Annotated in this window: 16 protein-coding genes; all 16 read left to right on the plus strand. The window is 70.2% G+C overall.

The window, feature by feature from the left end:
- Position 1 precedes the first annotated feature (1 nt).
- The 16 genes from thrC (at position 2) to ACIGEZ_RS21460 (ending at position 16,012) form a co-directional block, all read left to right on the plus strand.
- Positions 2–1,072: a threonine synthase gene (thrC, locus tag ACIGEZ_RS21385; protein WP_399833330.1), complete on the plus strand. Its 1,071-nt coding sequence runs from the start codon at positions 2–4 to the stop codon at positions 1,070–1,072.
- Between the two features lie 275 nt (positions 1,073–1,347).
- On the plus strand, positions 1,348–2,265 hold the full coding sequence (thrB, locus tag ACIGEZ_RS21390; protein WP_399833332.1) for a homoserine kinase: 918 nt from the start codon (positions 1,348–1,350) through the stop codon (positions 2,263–2,265).
- A gap of 420 nt (positions 2,266–2,685) precedes the next feature.
- Positions 2,686–4,713: a transcription termination factor Rho gene (rho, locus tag ACIGEZ_RS21395; RefSeq protein WP_399833334.1), complete on the plus strand. Its 2,028-nt coding sequence runs from the start codon at positions 2,686–2,688 to the stop codon at positions 4,711–4,713.
- A gap of 146 nt (positions 4,714–4,859) precedes the next feature.
- Positions 4,860–5,951 carry an LCP family protein gene (locus ACIGEZ_RS21400; RefSeq protein WP_399833336.1) on the plus strand — a complete coding sequence of 364 codons (1,092 nt, stop codon included), beginning with the start codon at positions 4,860–4,862 and terminating at the stop codon, positions 5,949–5,951.
- A gap of 156 nt (positions 5,952–6,107) precedes the next feature.
- On the plus strand, positions 6,108–6,326 hold the full coding sequence (gene rpmE / locus ACIGEZ_RS21405; protein ID WP_046909139.1) for a 50S ribosomal protein L31: 219 nt from the start codon (positions 6,108–6,110) through the stop codon (positions 6,324–6,326).
- Between the two features lie 98 nt (positions 6,327–6,424).
- Complete coding sequence (prfA, locus tag ACIGEZ_RS21410) at positions 6,425–7,501, plus strand: peptide chain release factor 1 (protein ID WP_399833338.1); 1,077 nt, start codon at positions 6,425–6,427, stop codon at positions 7,499–7,501.
- A 37-nt stretch (positions 7,502–7,538) separates the two neighbouring features.
- Entirely contained in the window at positions 7,539–8,384 is an 846-nt protein-coding gene (gene prmC, locus ACIGEZ_RS21415) for a peptide chain release factor N(5)-glutamine methyltransferase (protein WP_399833340.1), read from the plus strand.
- 52 nt (positions 8,385–8,436) lie between these two features.
- Positions 8,437–9,084 (plus strand): L-threonylcarbamoyladenylate synthase, encoded by a 648-nt coding sequence (locus ACIGEZ_RS21420; RefSeq protein ID WP_399833342.1) that lies wholly within the window; start codon positions 8,437–8,439, stop codon positions 9,082–9,084.
- Complete coding sequence (locus ACIGEZ_RS21425) at positions 9,081–9,734, plus strand: protein-tyrosine-phosphatase (RefSeq protein WP_399833344.1); 654 nt, start codon at positions 9,081–9,083, stop codon at positions 9,732–9,734. Before ACIGEZ_RS21420 ends, ACIGEZ_RS21425 begins: the two co-directional genes overlap by 4 nt.
- Positions 9,735–9,859: 125 nt before the next feature.
- Positions 9,860–11,125 carry a serine hydroxymethyltransferase gene (glyA, locus tag ACIGEZ_RS21430; protein WP_399833346.1) on the plus strand — a complete coding sequence of 422 codons (1,266 nt, stop codon included), beginning with the start codon at positions 9,860–9,862 and terminating at the stop codon, positions 11,123–11,125.
- 107 nt (positions 11,126–11,232) lie between these two features.
- Positions 11,233–12,579, plus strand: coding sequence for an MraY family glycosyltransferase (locus tag ACIGEZ_RS21435; RefSeq protein WP_399833348.1), 1,347 nt, complete (start codon positions 11,233–11,235; stop codon positions 12,577–12,579).
- A gap of 262 nt (positions 12,580–12,841) precedes the next feature.
- Complete coding sequence (locus ACIGEZ_RS21440) at positions 12,842–13,255, plus strand: hypothetical protein (RefSeq protein WP_399833350.1); 414 nt, start codon at positions 12,842–12,844, stop codon at positions 13,253–13,255.
- A 225-nt stretch (positions 13,256–13,480) separates the two neighbouring features.
- The gene (gene atpB / locus ACIGEZ_RS21445) at positions 13,481–14,290 is read left to right on the plus strand and encodes a F0F1 ATP synthase subunit A (RefSeq protein WP_399833352.1); all 810 of its coding nucleotides are present in this window, start codon (positions 13,481–13,483) and stop codon (positions 14,288–14,290) included.
- An 89-nt stretch (positions 14,291–14,379) separates the two neighbouring features.
- Positions 14,380–14,613: an ATP synthase F0 subunit C gene (gene atpE / locus ACIGEZ_RS21450; protein WP_010474382.1), complete on the plus strand. Its 234-nt coding sequence runs from the start codon at positions 14,380–14,382 to the stop codon at positions 14,611–14,613.
- A gap of 41 nt (positions 14,614–14,654) precedes the next feature.
- The gene (locus tag ACIGEZ_RS21455) at positions 14,655–15,200 is read left to right on the plus strand and encodes a F0F1 ATP synthase subunit B (RefSeq protein WP_399833354.1); all 546 of its coding nucleotides are present in this window, start codon (positions 14,655–14,657) and stop codon (positions 15,198–15,200) included.
- Positions 15,197–16,012, plus strand: a complete 816-nt coding sequence (locus ACIGEZ_RS21460; RefSeq protein ID WP_399833356.1) for a F0F1 ATP synthase subunit delta — start codon at positions 15,197–15,199, stop codon at positions 16,010–16,012. The genes ACIGEZ_RS21455 and ACIGEZ_RS21460 overlap by 4 nt, the downstream gene beginning before the upstream one ends.
- The last annotated feature ends 103 nt before the right edge of the window (positions 16,013–16,115 follow it).

Genomic DNA, 16,115 nt, shown 5'->3' on the forward strand with positions numbered 1-16,115 from the left:
CATGACCAGCAAGGGCACCCACCAGTGGCGCGGCATCATCGAGGAGTACCGGGACCGCCTTCCGGTCACGGACACGACCCCGGTCGTCACGCTCCGTGAGGGCGGCACGCCGCTCGTACCCGCTCAGGTCCTCTCCGAGCGCACGGGCTGCGAGGTGCACCTCAAGGTCGAGGGCGCCAACCCCACCGGCTCCTTCAAGGACCGGGGCATGACCATGGCCATCTCCAAGGCCAAGGAGGAGGGCGCGCAGGCCGTCATCTGCGCCTCCACCGGCAACACCTCGGCCTCCGCCGCGGCCTACGCGGTGCGGGCCGGGATGGTCTCCGCCGTCCTCGTGCCGCAGGGCAAGATCGCGCTCGGCAAGATGGGCCAGGCCCTCGTGCACGGTGCGAAGATCCTCCAGGTCGACGGCAACTTCGACGACTGCCTCACCCTGGCCCGCAGCCTCTCCGAGAACTACCCGGTGGCGCTGGTCAATTCGGTGAACCCGGTGCGTATCGAGGGCCAGAAGACCGCCGCCTTCGAGATCGTGGACATGCTGGGCAACGCCCCCGACATCCACGTCCTGCCGGTCGGCAACGCCGGAAACATCACGGCGTACTGGAAGGGGTACCGGGAGTACGCGGCCGACGGCATCGCCGCCCGCACCCCGCGCATGTGGGGCTTCCAGGCCTCCGGTTCCGCCCCGCTGGTACGCGGTGAGGTCGTCAAGGACCCGTCGACCATCGCCACCGCCATCCGGATCGGCAACCCGGCCTCCTGGGACTACGCGATCGCCGCGCGCGACGAGTCGGGCGGCTTCATCGACGAGGTGACGGACCGTGAGATCCTGCAGGCCTACCGCCTGTTGGCCTCCCAGGAGGGCGTCTTCGTGGAGCCCGCCTCGGCCGCCTCGGTGGCCGGTCTGCTGAAGGCCGCCGCCCAGGGCAAGGTCGACCCGGGCCAGACCATCGTCTGCACGGTCACCGGCAACGGCCTCAAGGACCCCGACTGGGCCGTCGCGGGCGCTCCGCAGCCGGTCACCGTCCCGGTCGACGCCGCGGCCGCCGCCGAGCGGCTCGGACTGGCCTGAACCAACGCGTCGAACGGTTCCTGATCGAGGGTCAAACCCGATCAGGAACCTACATAGGCGCACAGGTTGGCGCGCGACACGCATCGTGCGCCTCCTGTGCGCCCTATGTCGCCACAGAACCTTCCTTCGATAGGCTGTACCGAACCCGCCCCGTTGCATATGCGCGGTGTCGTTGCCGTCGTCGCCCGTGAGGCGCGAGCGGCCCCCGGGTTCCTCGTACTTCCCCATTCGTTTCCCCCGCACAATCCCCGCAAGTCAAGGAGAGTCATCGAGCGATGGCCGGTCCCGCGTTCCGCGCCGCCGCCGTACGGGTGCGCGTTCCCGCCACCAGCGCCAACCTCGGCCCGGGCTTCGACGCCTTCGGCCTGTCGCTGGGGCTCTACGACGACGTCGTCGTCCGGGTCGCCGACTCCGGGCTGCACGTCGACATCGCCGGAGAGGGCGCCGACACCCTTCCGCGCGACGAGAGCCACCTGCTCGTACGCTCGATGCGCACGGCCTTCGACCTGCTCGGCGGGCAGCCGCGCGGCCTCGAGGTGGTCTGCGCCAACCGCATCCCGCACGGCCGTGGCCTCGGCTCCTCCTCCGCCGCCATCTGCGCCGGCATCGTCGCCGCCCGCGCCGTGACCATAGGCGGCGACGCCAGGCTCGACGAGGCCGCCCTCCTCGAACTGGCCACCGAGATCGAGGGTCACCCCGACAACGTCGCCGCCTGTCTGCTCGGCGGATTCACGCTCGCCTGGACCGAGTCCGGTGCCGCGCGGGCCATCAGGATGGATCCCTCGGATTCCATCGTTCCGGTGGTTTTCGTCCCCGGAAAGCCCGTACTGACCGAGACCGCCCGCGGACTGCTCCCGCGCACCGTCCCGCACGTGGACGCCGCGGCCAACGCCGGTCGTGCCGCCCTCCTCGTCGAGGCCCTGACCCGCCGCCCCGAGCTGCTGCTCGCGGCCACCGAGGACCGGCTGCACCAGGAGTACCGGGCGCCCGCGATGCCCGAGAGCATCGCGCTCGTGAACCGGCTGCGGGCGGACGGCGTGCCCGCGGTCATCTCCGGCGCGGGCCCGACGGTGCTCGCGCTGGCGGAACACGCAACGGCCGACAAGGTCGCTCTGCTCGCGGGCGACGGGTGGGCCGCGAACCGGCTCGACCTCGACGCCCTCGGCGCGAGCGTCCTGCCGCTCGCGCCCTGACGGGCATCCGTGCGGTTCCTGAGCCGGGGACCGCACGGACACGGGATTGCCGGTGACGGAGAGGGGGAATGTTTGTTGGAGCCGGTAGTGTTAACCTCATGTCTGCACCCGACGTCTTCGAGGCGCGGTGCTGAGTGTCCCCATCCGGGACCGCCAATTCTTCCGGGAGCCTCCTCCACTGCCTGAGCAGCCTGCCTGAGCAGTTTCGAGCACGCTCCGGAACCGGCACGACACCCCTCGCTCTTCTTCAGTGAGGGCCGAGCAGGGGGCCTCGGGCCGGACCCACAGCACGTTTTCTCTCTTCCGCCGCACCCGGCGGGACCACCGCCCCGACACGGTCCACAAAGCAGGACCGCTGCCGGACAGCACAACCGGTCGCCGAGCCAGATGGCCGACGTCCGCTCCAGGGAAGGACCCTTCGTGAGCGACACCACCGATCTGATGGGCGTGACTGCCGACAACAGTGTCGACACCGCCGCGCCCGCCGCAGGTGCTGCCACTGGCACCACCGCACGGCGCCGCCGCTCCGGCACCGGCCTCGAGGGCATGGTCCTGGCCGAGCTGCAGCAGGTCGCGTCCGGCCTCGGCATCAGGGGCACCGCGCGGATGCGCAAGAGCCAGCTGATCGAGGTCATCAAGGAGGCGCAGGCCGGCGGCTCCGCCGCGCCCGCCAAGACCGCGGACGCCGCCGAGACCAAGCCGAAGCGCCGCGCCACCTCCAAGGCCCGTACGGGCGAGACCGCTGCCGAGGCCGCGCCGAAGGCCGAGAAGGCCGAGCAGGTCGCCCAGCAGCAGATCGAGATCCCGGGCCAGCCGTCCCCCAAGGTCTCGGCTTCGCTCGACCAGGGAGGCGTCCCCACCGACGACGCCCCCGCCGGCGAGCGCCGTCGTCGTCGTGCCACCGCGCCCGCCGGTTCGCCGGAGGGCGAGGCCAAGGCGGAGGCCGCGCAGGCCGTGAAGACCGAGGCCCGTGCCGAGGCCAAGACCGACACGCAGGCCGACGCCGCCGTCGACACCGCCGAGGGCCGCGGTCGCCGCGACCGCGGTGAGCGGGGCGAGCGCGGTGACCGCCGCGACCGTCGCGACCGCCAGGACCGCCAGCGCGGCAAGGGCGACGAGCAGCAGGGCGGTGGCCAGGGCGGCCAGCGCCAGCAGCGCCAGGGCGGCCAGCAGGGCCAGCCGGCCGGTCCCCAGGACGAGGACGACTTCGAGGGCGGTCGCCGTGGCCGTCGCGGCCGCTACCGCGACCGTCGTGGCCGTCGTGGCCGTGACGACTTCGCGACCGGCGAGCCGCAGGTCTCCGACGACGACGTCCTGATCCCCGTCGCGGGCATCCTCGACATCCTCGACAACTACGCGTTCATCCGGACCTCCGGCTACCTGCCCGGCCCGAACGACGTGTACGTCTCCCTCGCCCAGGTCCGCAAGAGCGGCCTGCGCAAGGGCGACCACGTCACCGGTGCCGTGCGCCAGCCGAAGGAGGGCGAGCGCCGCGAGAAGTTCAACGCGCTGGTGCGCCTCGACTCGGTCAACGGCATGGCGCCGGAGTCCGGCCGCGGCCGCCCCGAGTTCAACAAGCTCACCCCGCTGTACCCGCAGGACCGCCTCCGTCTGGAGACCGACCCGGGCGTGCTGACCACGCGGATCATCGACCTCGTGTCGCCGATCGGCAAGGGCCAGCGCGGTCTGATCGTGGCGCCGCCGAAGACCGGCAAGACCATGATCATGCAGGCGATCGCCAACGCGATCACCCACAACAACCCCGAGTGCCACCTGATGGTCGTCCTGGTCGACGAGCGTCCGGAAGAGGTCACCGACATGCAGCGGTCGGTCAAGGGCGAGGTCATCTCCTCGACCTTCGACCGCCCGGCCGAGGACCACACCACCGTCGCCGAGCTGGCCATCGAGCGCGCCAAGCGCCTCGTGGAGCTGGGTCACGACGTGGTCGTCCTGCTGGACTCCATCACCCGCCTGGGCCGCGCGTACAACCTCGCGGCGCCCGCCTCCGGCCGCATCCTGTCCGGTGGTGTCGACTCGACCGCGCTCTACCCGCCGAAGCGCTTCTTCGGTGCCGCGCGCAACATCGAGGACGGCGGCTCGCTGACCATCCTGGCCACCGCGCTGGTCGACACCGGCTCGCGCATGGACGAGGTGATCTTCGAGGAGTTCAAGGGCACCGGCAACATGGAGCTCAAGCTCGACCGGAAGCTCGCCGACAAGCGCATCTTCCCGGCCGTCGACGTCGACGCCTCGGGCACGCGCAAGGAGGAGATCCTGCTCGGCAACGAGGAGCTCTCCATCGTGTGGAAGCTGCGCCGGGTGCTGCACGCGCTCGACCAGCAGCAGGCGATCGAGCTGCTGCTCGACAAGATGAAGCAGACGAAGTCGAACGCCGAGTTCCTGCTCCAGATCCAGAAGACGACTCCGTCGGCCGGCAACAACGACTGACGCGAGAAATCCAGCACAGCGCCCGCCGTGTCACACGGTGGGCGCTGTGCTTTTGTGCGTCGTCCGCTCAAACCTCACCGGTTCGAAGGGAACCCTTTCGGGTGTTTCGTCGTCACACAAGGTGAACCGAGGGCCTGGGGAAGACGATGACCGAGCAGAACAGCGACGGCCGAATACGCGGCGCCGGCCGCCGCCGCAAGCCGCCCGCCAAGGGCCGCCGCGCGGTGACCGTGGCCGCCTGGAGCGCGGCCGCGCTCGTCGTGCTCGGCGGCAGCGGACTCGGCTACGTCTACTTCAGGCTCAACGGCAACCTGCAGAGCGTCGACATCAACGCCCAGCTGGGCAAGGACCGCCCCGAGAACGTCGACAACGGCTCGATGGACATCCTCGTCCTCGGCTCCGACTCCCGCTCCGGCGCCAACGGCGCGTACGGCAGGGACGAGGGCGGCGCCCGCTCCGACACCGCGATGGTCGTCCACGTCTACGAGGGCCACAAGAAGGCCTCCGTGGTCTCCATACCGCGCGACACCCTGATCGAGCGGCCCCAGTGCACCGACACCAAGGGCGGCAAGGTCCCCGCCGCGCACCGGGCCATGTTCAACACGGCGTACGAGGTCGGCGGCCCGGCCTGCGCCGTGAAGACCGTCGAGTCGATGTCCGGCATCCGCATGGACCACTACATCGAGGTCGACTTCACCGGCTTCACCAAGCTCATCGACCAGCTCGGCGGCGTCCGGGTCACCACCACCCAGGCCATCAAGGACCCCAAGAGCCACCTCGACCTCGCCCCGGGCACGCACACCCTCGACGGCGAGCAGTCCCTCGGCCTGGTCCGCACCCGCAAGAGCGTCGGCGACGGCAGCGACCTCGGGCGCATCCAGCTCCAGCAGGCCTTCATGAAGGCCTTCATCGACCAGGTCAAGAGCGTCGGCGTGTTCTCCGACCCCAAGACGCTGCTCGACCTCGCCGACACCGCCACCAAGGCCATCACGCCGGACTCGGAGCTCGACTCCGTCAACGAGCTGATGGGCTTCGCCAAGGGCCTGTCCGGCATCGGCGCCGGCGACCTCCACATGATCACGCTGCCGGTCGAGTACGACCCGCTGGACCCCAACCGGGTCATCCCGCTCGAAGCCCAGGGCCGGCAGGTCTGGAAGGCCCTCAAGGCCGACCGCCCGATCCCGGCCTCGGCCACCAGGGACACGGCCACCGGCCAGGCCGACGGCCTCGTGAAGTAGCCGCGACGCACGGTCGCAGTCACGGCCAGGAATAGTTCCGGCCCGACCCCGGTTTTGGGAGATGCGGCCGGTCCTGGCAGACTGGTACGTCGGCCCCGGTTCACGCATGTGCATCCCGCACGGCGACCCGGTGCCCTCCCGGAACTAGGAGACACCTTGAAGCGCGAGATCCACCCCGAGTACGTCGAGACCCAGGTCAGCTGCACCTGTGGCGCGTCGTTCACCACCCGTAGCACCCTGACCGAGGGCACCATCCGTGCCGAGGTCTGCTCCGAGTGCCACCCGTTCTACACGGGCAAGCAGAAGATCCTCGACACCGGCGGCCGCGTCGCCCGCTTCGAGGCCCGCTTCGGCAAGGCTGCGGCCAAGAAGTAGCACGTCACTGCGCCGGTCCTTGGTCGCTCCCGCAGGGGGGACCGGACCGGCGCTTTGCCGTCCCCGCAGTCCGTTCGTACGAAAACCAGGAGCCCCCGATGTTCGAGGCGGTCGAGGAACTGATCGGCGAGCACGCCGATCTCGAGAAGAAGCTCGCTGACCCTTCGGTCCACGCGGACCAGGCCAACGCGCGCAAGCTGAACAAGCGTTACGCCGAGCTGACCCCGATCGTCGCCGCCTACCGTTCCTGGAAGCAGAACGGTGACGACATCGAGACCGCCCGCGAGCTGATGCACGACGACCCCGACTTCGCCGCCGAGGTCAAGGAGCTGGAGAAGGCGCGCGAGGAGCTGACGGACCGGCTCCGGCTGCTGCTCGTCCCGCGCGACCCCAGCGACGACAAGGACGTCATCCTGGAGATCAAGGCCGGCGCCGGTGGCGACGAGTCCGCGCTCTTCGCCGGCGACCTGCTGCGGATGTACCTGCGCTACGCCGAGCGCGTCGGCTGGAAGACCGAGATCATCGACGCCACCGAGTCCGAGCTGGGCGGCTACAAGGACGTCCAGGTCGCCGTGAAGACCAAGGGCGGCAACGGGGCCACCGAGCCCGGCCAGGGCGTGTGGGCGCGACTGAAGTACGAGGGCGGGGTGCACCGCGTGCAGCGCGTGCCCGCCACCGAGTCGCAGGGCCGTATCCACACCTCGGCGGCCGGCGTGCTGGTCACGCCGGAGGCCGAGGAGGTCGACGTCGAGATCCACGCCAACGACCTGCGCATCGACGTCTACCGCTCGTCCGGTCCCGGCGGCCAGTCCGTCAACACCACCGACTCCGCGGTCCGCATCACCCACCTGCCGACCGGCATCGTCGCCTCCTGCCAGAACGAGAAGAGCCAGCTCCAGAACAAGGAGCAGGCCATGCGCATCCTCCGTTCCCGGCTGCTCGCGGCGGCGCAGGAGAAGGCCGAGGCCGAGGCCGCGGACGCGCGCCGCAGCCAGGTCCGCACCGTGGACCGCTCCGAGAAGATCCGTACGTACAACTTCCCGGAGAACCGGCTCTCGGACCACCGCGTCGGATTCAAGGCGTACAACCTGGACCAGGTGCTCGACGGCGAACTGGATGCGGTCATCCAGGCGTGCGTCGACGCGGACTCAGCTGCCAAACTCGCTGCGGCGTAACCCCCGTCAAGCCCCACCCGCACCACGGAGGACCAGCGTGAACCTGCTGCTTGCCGAGGTGGCCCAGGCCACCCAGCGGCTGGCCGACGCCGGCGTTCCCTCACCGCGTTTCGACGCCGAGGAGCTCGCCGCGTTCGTGCACGGCGTCAAGCGGGGGGAGCTGCACAACGTCAAGGACGCGGACTTCGACGCCCGCTACTGGGAGGCCATCGCGCGCCGCGAGGCGCGCGAGCCGCTCCAGCACATCACCGGGCGGGCGTTCTTCCGCTTCCTGGAGCTCCAGGTGGGCCCCGGCGTCTTCGTGCCGCGCCCGGAGACCGAGTCGGTCGTCGGCTGGGCCATAGACGCCGTACGCGCCATGGACGTCGTCGAGCCGCTCATCGTCGACCTGTGCACCGGCTCGGGCGCCATCGCGCTCGCCATGGCGCAGGAGGTGCCGCGCTCGCGCGTGCACGCGGTGGAGCTCTCCGACGACGCGCTGGTGTGGACCCGGAAGAACGCCGAGGGCTCGCGGGTCACCGTGCACCAGGGCGACGCGCTGTCCGCGCTGCCGGAGCTGGACGGCCAGGTCGACCTGGTCATCTCCAACCCGCCGTACATCCCGCTGACCGAGTGGGAGTACGTGGCGCCCGAGGCCCGCGACCACGACCCGGAGATGGCCCTGTTCTCCGGCGAGGACGGCCTCGACACCATCAGGGGCATCGAACGCACCGCGCACCGGCTGCTGCGTCCCGGCGGGCTCGTCGTCATCGAGCACGCGGACACCCAGGGCGGCCAGGTGCCGTGGATCTTCAACGAGGAGGCCGGCTGGGCGGACGCCGCCGACCACCCCGACCTGAACAACCGGCCGCGCTTCGCGACGGCTCGCAAGGCAACCCCATGACCACGCAGACCACGCAGACCACGCATCACGCGTACGAGGAGGACCGGGACTGATGGCTCGGCGATACGACTGCAACGAGGCGACGGACCGTGCGACGGGTCTGCGTGAGGCCGCGTCCGCCGTACGCCGCGGCGAGCTGGTCGTGCTGCCCACCGACACCGTGTACGGGATCGGGGCGGACGCCTTCAGCTCGGAGGCCGTCGCGGATCTGCTCGCGGCCAAGGGGCGCGGCCGGAACATGCCGACGCCGGTCCTGATCGGCTCGCCGAACACGCTGCACGGCCTGGTCACGGACTTCTCCGAGCAGGCCTGGGAGCTCGTCGACGCGTACTGGCCGGGCGCGCTGACCCTGGTGGCCAAGCACCAGCCGTCGCTGCAGTGGGACCTGGGTGACACCCGGGGCACCGTCGCGATCCGGATGCCGCTGCACCCGGTCGCGATCGAGCTGCTCACGGAAGTCGGTCCGATGGCGGTGTCCTCGGCGAACCTGACCGGCCACCCGTCGCCGGAGGACTGTGACGCGGCGCAGGGCATGCTCGGCGACGCCGTGTCCGTCTACCTGGACGGCGGCCCCACCCCCGGCATCGTGCCGTCCTCCATCGTCGACGTGACGGGCAAGGTGCCGTTGCTGCTGCGCGAGGGCGCGCTGTCGGCGGAGGAGCTCCGGAAGGTGGTACCCGACCTCGAGGTGGCGAATTGACCGCCCCTGAGGGGCGTGGCATAGCGGGGCACGAGTTCGACGGCAGTACCTTCCGCATCCTCCACGTCAGCACCGGCAACGTCTGCCGCTCGCCGATCACCGAGCGGCTGACCCGGCATGCCCTGAGCGACCGCCTCGGCGACCCGCGGGGCGGTGGCCTGATCGTGGAGAGCGCGGGCACCTGGGGCCACGAGGGCGCCCCGATGGAGGCCAACGCGGAGCTGGTCCTCGCCGACTTCGGCGCGGACCCGACCGGCTTCGTGGGCCGCGAGCTCCTCGACGAGCACGTCATCCGCGCCGACCTGGTCCTCACCGCGACCCGCGACCACCGCGCGCAGGTCATCTCGATGGGCCACTCGGCGGGCCTGCGCACCTTCACCCTGAAGGAGTTCACCCGCCTCGTCCGGGCCATAGACCCGGCGACCCTGCCCGACCCGCTGGGCGCCAACGGAACGGTCGACCGCGCCCGCGCCCTGGTCCGCGCGGCCGCCGCTCTACGCGGGTGGCTCCTGGCCCCGTCGGCGGAGGCGGACGAGGTCAACGACCCGTACGGCGCCCCGATCACGTTCTTCCGCTCGATCGGCGACGAGATCAACCAGGCGCTGGACCCGGTCGTCACGGCCCTGACGGGCGTGCCGACGCGCCGTTGACGGCCCTCACGGGCGTCCCCACCCGTCGGCAGGGGCCGACGGGACCAGGTGGCCCAGTGGGGGAGCGGGAGGCGGTGGGTGGGCCTACTGTGGGTTTCTAGCCCGCTCACCGCACGGAGTCCCTCATGCCGGTCACCGCGCCCCCCGAAGACGAGAACCAGCTCGACGTCCTCCTCGACGTACTGCGCCGGCAGGACCCCGAGATCGCCGACGTGCTGCTCGGGGAGGTGCGCCGGCAGGGCGACAGCCTGCAGCTGATCGCCGCGGAGAACTTCACCTCGCCGGCCGTCCTCGCCGCCCTCGGCTCGCAGCTCGCCAACAAGTACGCCGAGGGCTATCCCGGCGCCCGTCACCACGGCGGCTGCGAGTACGCCGACGCCGTGGAGCGCATCGCCGTCGACCGGGCCACCTCGCTGTTCGGGGCCGAGCACGCGAACGTGCAGGCCCACTCGGGGTCCTCCGCCGTGCTCGCCGCGTACGCCGCGCTGCTGCGGCCCGGTGACACCGTGTTGGCCATGGGCCTCGCGTACGGCGGGCACCTCACGCACGGCTCGCCCGCGAACTTCTCCGGCCGCTGGTTCGACTTCGTCCCGTACGGCGTCGACGCCGAGACCGGGCTCGTCGACTACGAGCAGGTCGCCGCGCTCGCCCGGCACCACCGGCCGAAGGCGATCGTCTGCGGGTCCATCTCCTATCCCCGGCACCTCGACTACGGGATCTTCCGGGCCATCGCCGACGAGGTCGGCGCCTATCTCATCGCCGACGCCGCCCACCCCCTCGGCCTGGTCGCCGGCGGTGCGGCCCCGAACCCCGTCCCGTACGCCGACATCGTCTGCGCCACCACGCACAAGGTGCTGCGCGGCCCTCGCGGCGGGCTGATCCTGTGCGGGTCGGAGCTCGCCGAGCGGGTCGACCGGGCCGTGTTCCCGTTCACCCAGGGCGGTGCGCAGATGCACACCATCGCCGCCAAGGCCGTCGCCTTCGGGGAGGCGTCCACGCCGGCCTTCGCCACGTACGCCCATCAGGTGGTCGAGCACGCCCGGGTGCTCGCCGCGGCACTCGCCGCCGAGGGCTTCGCGCTGACCACCGGCGGCACCGACACCCACCTCATCACCGCCGACCCCGCGCCCCTCGGCGTCGACGGACGCGCCGCCCGCGCCCGGCTCGCGGCCGCCGGCCTGGTCCTCGACACCTGCGCGCTGCCGTACGGGGACGGGCGCGGCATCCGGCTCGGCACCGCCGCCGTCACCACGCAGGGGATGGGGTCGCCGGAGATGGCGAGAATTGCCGGACTGTTCACCGCCGCGCTGCGTGACGACGCGCGGGAGACGGCGAGGGTACGCGCCGAAGTACGCGAGCTTGCCGGGCGATTTCCCCCGTATGGCCGGTAAAGAGCGCCTTCCTGGAACCGTTCGGGGCCGACTTGTGTCCTCGACCATGGGGACGGCCCGGCTAGGGTGTGGGGCTGAGATGGCCAGCGATTCCTGTGGGGCAGCCCGTGCGTGATTACCTGCTGACGCTCTGTGTCACGGCCGCGGTGACCTATCTGCTGACCGGTCCGGTGCGGAAGTTCGCCATCGCGACCGGGGCGATGCCGGAGATCCGCGCCCGCGACGTACACCGAGAACCGACTCCGCGGCTCGGTGGCATCGCCATGTTCTTCGGGCTGTGCGCGGGACTGCTCGTCGCCGACCACCTGCAGAACCTCAACAGCGTCTTCGAGCTGTCCAACGAGCCCCGCGCGCTGCTCTCCGGCGCCGCCCTGATCTGGCTGATCGGTGTCCTCGACGACAAGTTCGAGCTGGACGCGCTGATCAAGCTCGGCGCGCAGATGATCTCCGCGGGCGTGATGGTCATGCAGGGTCTGACGATCCTGTGGCTGCCCATCCCCGGTGTCGGCACGGTCGCGCTCACCCAGTGGCAGGGCACCCTGCTCACGGTCGCCCTGGTCGTCCTCACCATCAACGCGGTGAACTTCGTCGACGGTCTCGACGGTCTCGCCGCCGGCATGGTCTGCATCGCCGCCGCGGCCTTCTTCCTCTACGCGTACCGGATCTGGTTCGGCTACACGATCGAGGCGGCAGCCCCCGCGACCCTGTTCGCCGCCATCCTGATGGGCATGTGCCTGGGCTTCCTGCCGCACAACATGCACCCGGCGCGGATCTTCATGGGCGACTCGGGCTCGATGCTGATCGGCCTGATCCTGGCCGCATCGGCCATCTCCATCACGGGCCAGGTCGACCCGGACGCGCTGAAGATCTTCGCGGGCTCCACCAAGGCGGCCACGCACGCGGCCCTGCCGGTCTTCATCCCGCTGGTGCTTCCGCTGACCATCATCGCGATCCCGATGGCGGACCTGGTCCTCGCGATCGTGCGCCGCACCTGGAAGGGGCAGTCGCCGTTCGCCGCGGACCGCGGGCACCTGCACCACCGGCTCCTGGAGATCGGGCACTCGCACAGCCGCGCGGTGCTGATCATGTACTTCTGGTCGGCGCTCATCGCCTTCGGCACCCTGGCCTACTCGGTGCACTCGACCTCGATGTGGATCGTGCTCGTCGTGGTCGCGCTGAGCGCGGTCGGCCTGGTGCTGCTCCTGCTGCCCCGGTTCACGCCGCGCGCCCCGCGCTGGGCCGAGGCGGTCGTGCCGCCGCGCTACCGGCGCCGCAAGGTCGCGCCCGTGCCGGCCGCCGAGCCGGCCGAGGCGGGCGCCCCGGACGAGCCGGCCGGGCCGGGCGAGTCGGTGGGCGAGGAGCCCGTCGCCGTGCCCGCGGGTGTCAACGGATCGACCGCCATCGGTCACCGTTCGCGCTTCTCCGACCGGAGTAAGGCCGGGGCGCGCGGTTGACGAATGCCGCATGCGGGGCCAATACCAGACAAGCCGCCTCGCTGTCGTGCACACACGCGCGCAGTAACTCTCAGGTGTGACAGTTGGCACACTCTCCGAGTAAAGACCTATTCAAATAGTTTGTGATACGGTTCACGAGACCCGGCGACAGTGCCGAAAGACCGTAGTGCGACGGTCTGTTGGCCCCGAGACCCACCTCGGACCGGGCTTACGCTCGTCCATGACGACACCATCGCCCCCTCCAGCAAGCGGAGACACCGCCATGCCGTCCAACGACGCACGCACCCTGCTGCACACCGCCGTACCCACCGCTGCCGCCGGCGCCATCGCCACCGTGGTCAGCGCTGTGGTCGTCGGTGGCAAGGGCGCTCTCGGCGCCGTTGTCGGAACCCTGGTCGTGATCCTCTTCATGGGCATCGGGCTGGTGGTTCTGCAGCGGACGGCGAAGAAGCTGCCACAGCTGTTCCAGGCCATGGGGCTGATGCTCTACACGGCCCAGCTGCTGGTGCTCTTCATCTTCCTGGCCTTGCTGAAGGACACCTCGGCGTTCGACTTCAAGGCCTTCGCCTTCACGCTGCTCGGCACGACCGTGGTCTGGGTCGCCGCCCAGGCACGCGCCTACATGAAGGCCAAGATCATGTACGTCGATCCCGGAAACTCGGGGCCGAAGCCGTGAAGGGTAGGGCCGGGATAAAGAGCCGTTCGGCTTCCTGCTATCGTCCGGTGCCAACTGCGGCACTGCGGGCGCGGGCATCCGAAGCGGCGCCTGTCCCAGCGCGAGGCTCGATGCCGAACCGCCGCCCCCTTATCCGTAAGACCAGTCCAGTGCCGACCCGCGGCTGCGTGCCGCGCCGACACAACGAGGTTGCCGTACCTATGCGCCACGCTGAAGGAGCCCGCGGTGAGTGCTGACCAGACGCTTGCCTTCGACCCGGATTGCCACATCTTCACCGGATGCGGCTTCCCGGCGCCGGGCCTGCACACGTTCATGTACGAGCCCGTCGCCACCTGGGGCAGCTTCGAACTCACGAAGCCGATGCTCCTCGCGATCCTCGGCTCGATCGTGGTCGTCGGCTTCTTCTGGGCCGCCTTCAACAAGCCGAAGCTGATCCCCGGCAAGATGCAGATGGTCGGCGAGGCCGGCTACGACTTCGTGCGCCGCGGCATCGTCTACGAGATCATCGGCAAGAAGGACGGCGAGAAGTACGTCCCGCTGATGGTGTCGCTGTTCTTCTTCGTCTGGATGCTCAACCTCTGGTCGATCATCCCGCTCGCCCAGTTCCCGGTCACCTCGCTGATCGCCTTCCCGGCGGCCCTCGCGCTGATCGTCTACGTCCTCTGGGTCTCGCTGACCTTCAAGAAGCACGGCTTCGTGGGCGGCTGGAAGAACATCGTCGGCTACGACAAGTCGCTCGGCCCGATCCTTCCCCTGGTCGTCGTCCTCGAGTTCTTCTCGAACCTGCTCATCAGGCCCTTCACGCACGCGGTCCGACTGTTCGCGAACATGTTCGCCGGTCACCTGCTGATCGTGATGTTCTCGCTGGCGACCTACTACCTCATGCACGGCCTCGGCTTCGTCTACGCCGGCGCCTCGTTCGTGATGGTCCTCGTGATGACCGCCTTCGAGCTCTTCATCCAGGCCGTCCAGGCGTACGTCTTCGTGCTCCTGGCTTGCAGCTACGTCCAGGGCGCGCTCTCCGAGCACCACTGAGCCGGCCCGGCAGCAGCACACACCCCCAAACCAACAGTCGTCCGGTGGCCAACCCCCACCGGGTCCTTGAAAGAGAAGGAAGAACCGGCATGTCCGCTCTCGAGACTCTCGCCGCCGTCAACGGAAACGTCGCCTCCATCGGCTACGGCCTCGCTGCCATCGGCCCCGGCGTCGGCGTCGGCATCATCTTCGGTAACGGCACCCAGGCCCTCGCCCGTCAGCCCGAGGCGGCCGGCCTGATCCGTACCAACCAGATCATGGGTTTCGCCTTCTGTGAGGCGCTTGCCCTCATCGGCATCGTCATGGGCTTCGTCTACAAGTAAGCCGGACCGACAGCCCGACCCTTTTTACGGAAGGCACTGATGTGAACGCTCTGCTTCTTGCGGAAGCGGCGGAGGAGCAGCCTCCGCTCATCCCGCATCTCGACGAGCTCGTCATCGGCCTGATCGCCTTCGTCATCGTCTTCGGCTTCCTCGCCAAGAAGCTCCTCCCGAACATCAACAAGGTTCTGGAGCAGCGCCGCGAGGCCATCGAGGGTGGCATCGAGAAGGCCGAGTCGGCCCAGATCGAGGCTCAGAGTGTGCTGGAGCAGTACAAGGCTCAGCTCGCCGAGGCCCGCCACGAAGCCGCGCGTCTCCGCCAGGAGGCGACGGAGCAGGGCACCGCGATCATCCAGGAGATGAAGGCGGAAGGCCAGCGGCAGCGCGAGGAGATCATCGCGGCCGGCCACACGCAGATCGCGGCCGACCGCAAGGCCGCGGCCACCTCGCTGCGTCAGGACGTGGGCAAGCTCGCCACCGACCTGGCCGGCAAGCTGGTCGGCGAGTCCCTCGAGGACACCGCCCGCCAGAGCCGCACGATCGACCGCTTCCTCGACGAGCTCGAGGAGAAGGCCGAGGCCGTCCGATGAACGGAGCGAGCCGCGAGGCACTGGGCGCCGCACGCGATGCCCTCGACGCGCTGACCGACAACACGTCGGTGGACGCGGCCAAGCTCGCGGGCGAGCTGGCGGCTGTCACCGCGCTGCTCCACCGCGAGGTGTCGCTGCGTCGGGTCCTGACCGATCCGGCGCAGGCCGGCGAGGCCAAGGCCGAGCTCGCCCAGCGACTCCTGACCGGTCAGGTGGGCGGCGAGACCGTCGACCTGGTCGCCGGAATGGTCCGCTCCCGCTGGTCGCAGTCCCGTGACCTGGTCGACGCGGTCGAGGAGCTGGCGGACATCGCCGACCTCACCGCAGCCCAGAAGGCGGGCGCCCTCGACAACGTCGAGGACGAGCTGTTCCGGTTCGGCCGGATCGTCTCCTCCAGCACCGAGCTCCGCTCGGCGCTGACGGACAAGACCGCCAAGGCCTCCGCCAAGGGCGAGCTGCTCGGCAGCCTGCTCGGCGGCAAGGCCAACCCCGCCACCGAGCGACTGGTCGTCCGTCTGGTGACCCAGCCCCGGGGACGTAGCCTGGAAGCGGGACTCGAGTCCCTGTCCAAGCTCGCCGCGGCGCGCCGGGACCGGATGGTCGCCGTCGTCACGTCGGCGGTGCCGCTGAACGATCAGCAGAAGCAGCGCCTCGGCGCCGTACTCGCCAAGCTGTACGGCCGCCCGATGCACCTGAACCTGGACGTGGACCCCTCGGTCCTCGGCGGGATCTCGGTGCGGGTCGGCGACGAGGTCATCGACGGGACCATCGCGGAGCGCCTCGACGAGGCGACCCGGCGACTGGCCGGCTGACGTCAGCCACAACTCAAGAAGCATGAACAGCGGCCCGGTTGGGCCGTGCAGAGATTGCAGAAGATTCCTGGGGGTCGGCCCCCAGACCCCCTAAGAAACTTCG

The sequence above is a fragment of the Streptomyces sp. NPDC085481 genome (genome assembly GCF_044541845.1).
Lineage (GTDB): Bacteria > Actinomycetota > Actinomycetes > Streptomycetales > Streptomycetaceae > Streptomyces.

Bases quoted from the DNA above. Each gene is read 5' to 3' on its own strand.
- thrC (WP_399833330.1), top strand. From the start codon at position 2: ATGACCAGCAAGGGCACCCACCAGTGGCGCGGCATCATCGAGGAGTAC.
- thrB (WP_399833332.1), top strand. From the start codon at position 1,348: ATGGCCGGTCCCGCGTTCCGCGCCGCCGCCGTACGGGTGCGCGTTCCC.
- ACIGEZ_RS21400 (WP_399833336.1), top strand. From the start codon at position 4,860: ATGACCGAGCAGAACAGCGACGGCCGAATACGCGGCGCCGGCCGCCGC.
- prfA (WP_399833338.1), top strand. From the start codon at position 6,425: ATGTTCGAGGCGGTCGAGGAACTGATCGGCGAGCACGCCGATCTCGAG.
- ACIGEZ_RS21420 (WP_399833342.1), top strand. From the start codon at position 8,437: ATGGCTCGGCGATACGACTGCAACGAGGCGACGGACCGTGCGACGGGT.
- glyA (WP_399833346.1), top strand. From the start codon at position 9,860: ATGCCGGTCACCGCGCCCCCCGAAGACGAGAACCAGCTCGACGTCCTC.
- ACIGEZ_RS21440 (WP_399833350.1), top strand. From the start codon at position 12,842: ATGCCGTCCAACGACGCACGCACCCTGCTGCACACCGCCGTACCCACC.
- atpE (WP_010474382.1), top strand. From the start codon at position 14,380: ATGTCCGCTCTCGAGACTCTCGCCGCCGTCAACGGAAACGTCGCCTCC.
- ACIGEZ_RS21460 (WP_399833356.1), top strand. From the start codon at position 15,197: ATGAACGGAGCGAGCCGCGAGGCACTGGGCGCCGCACGCGATGCCCTC.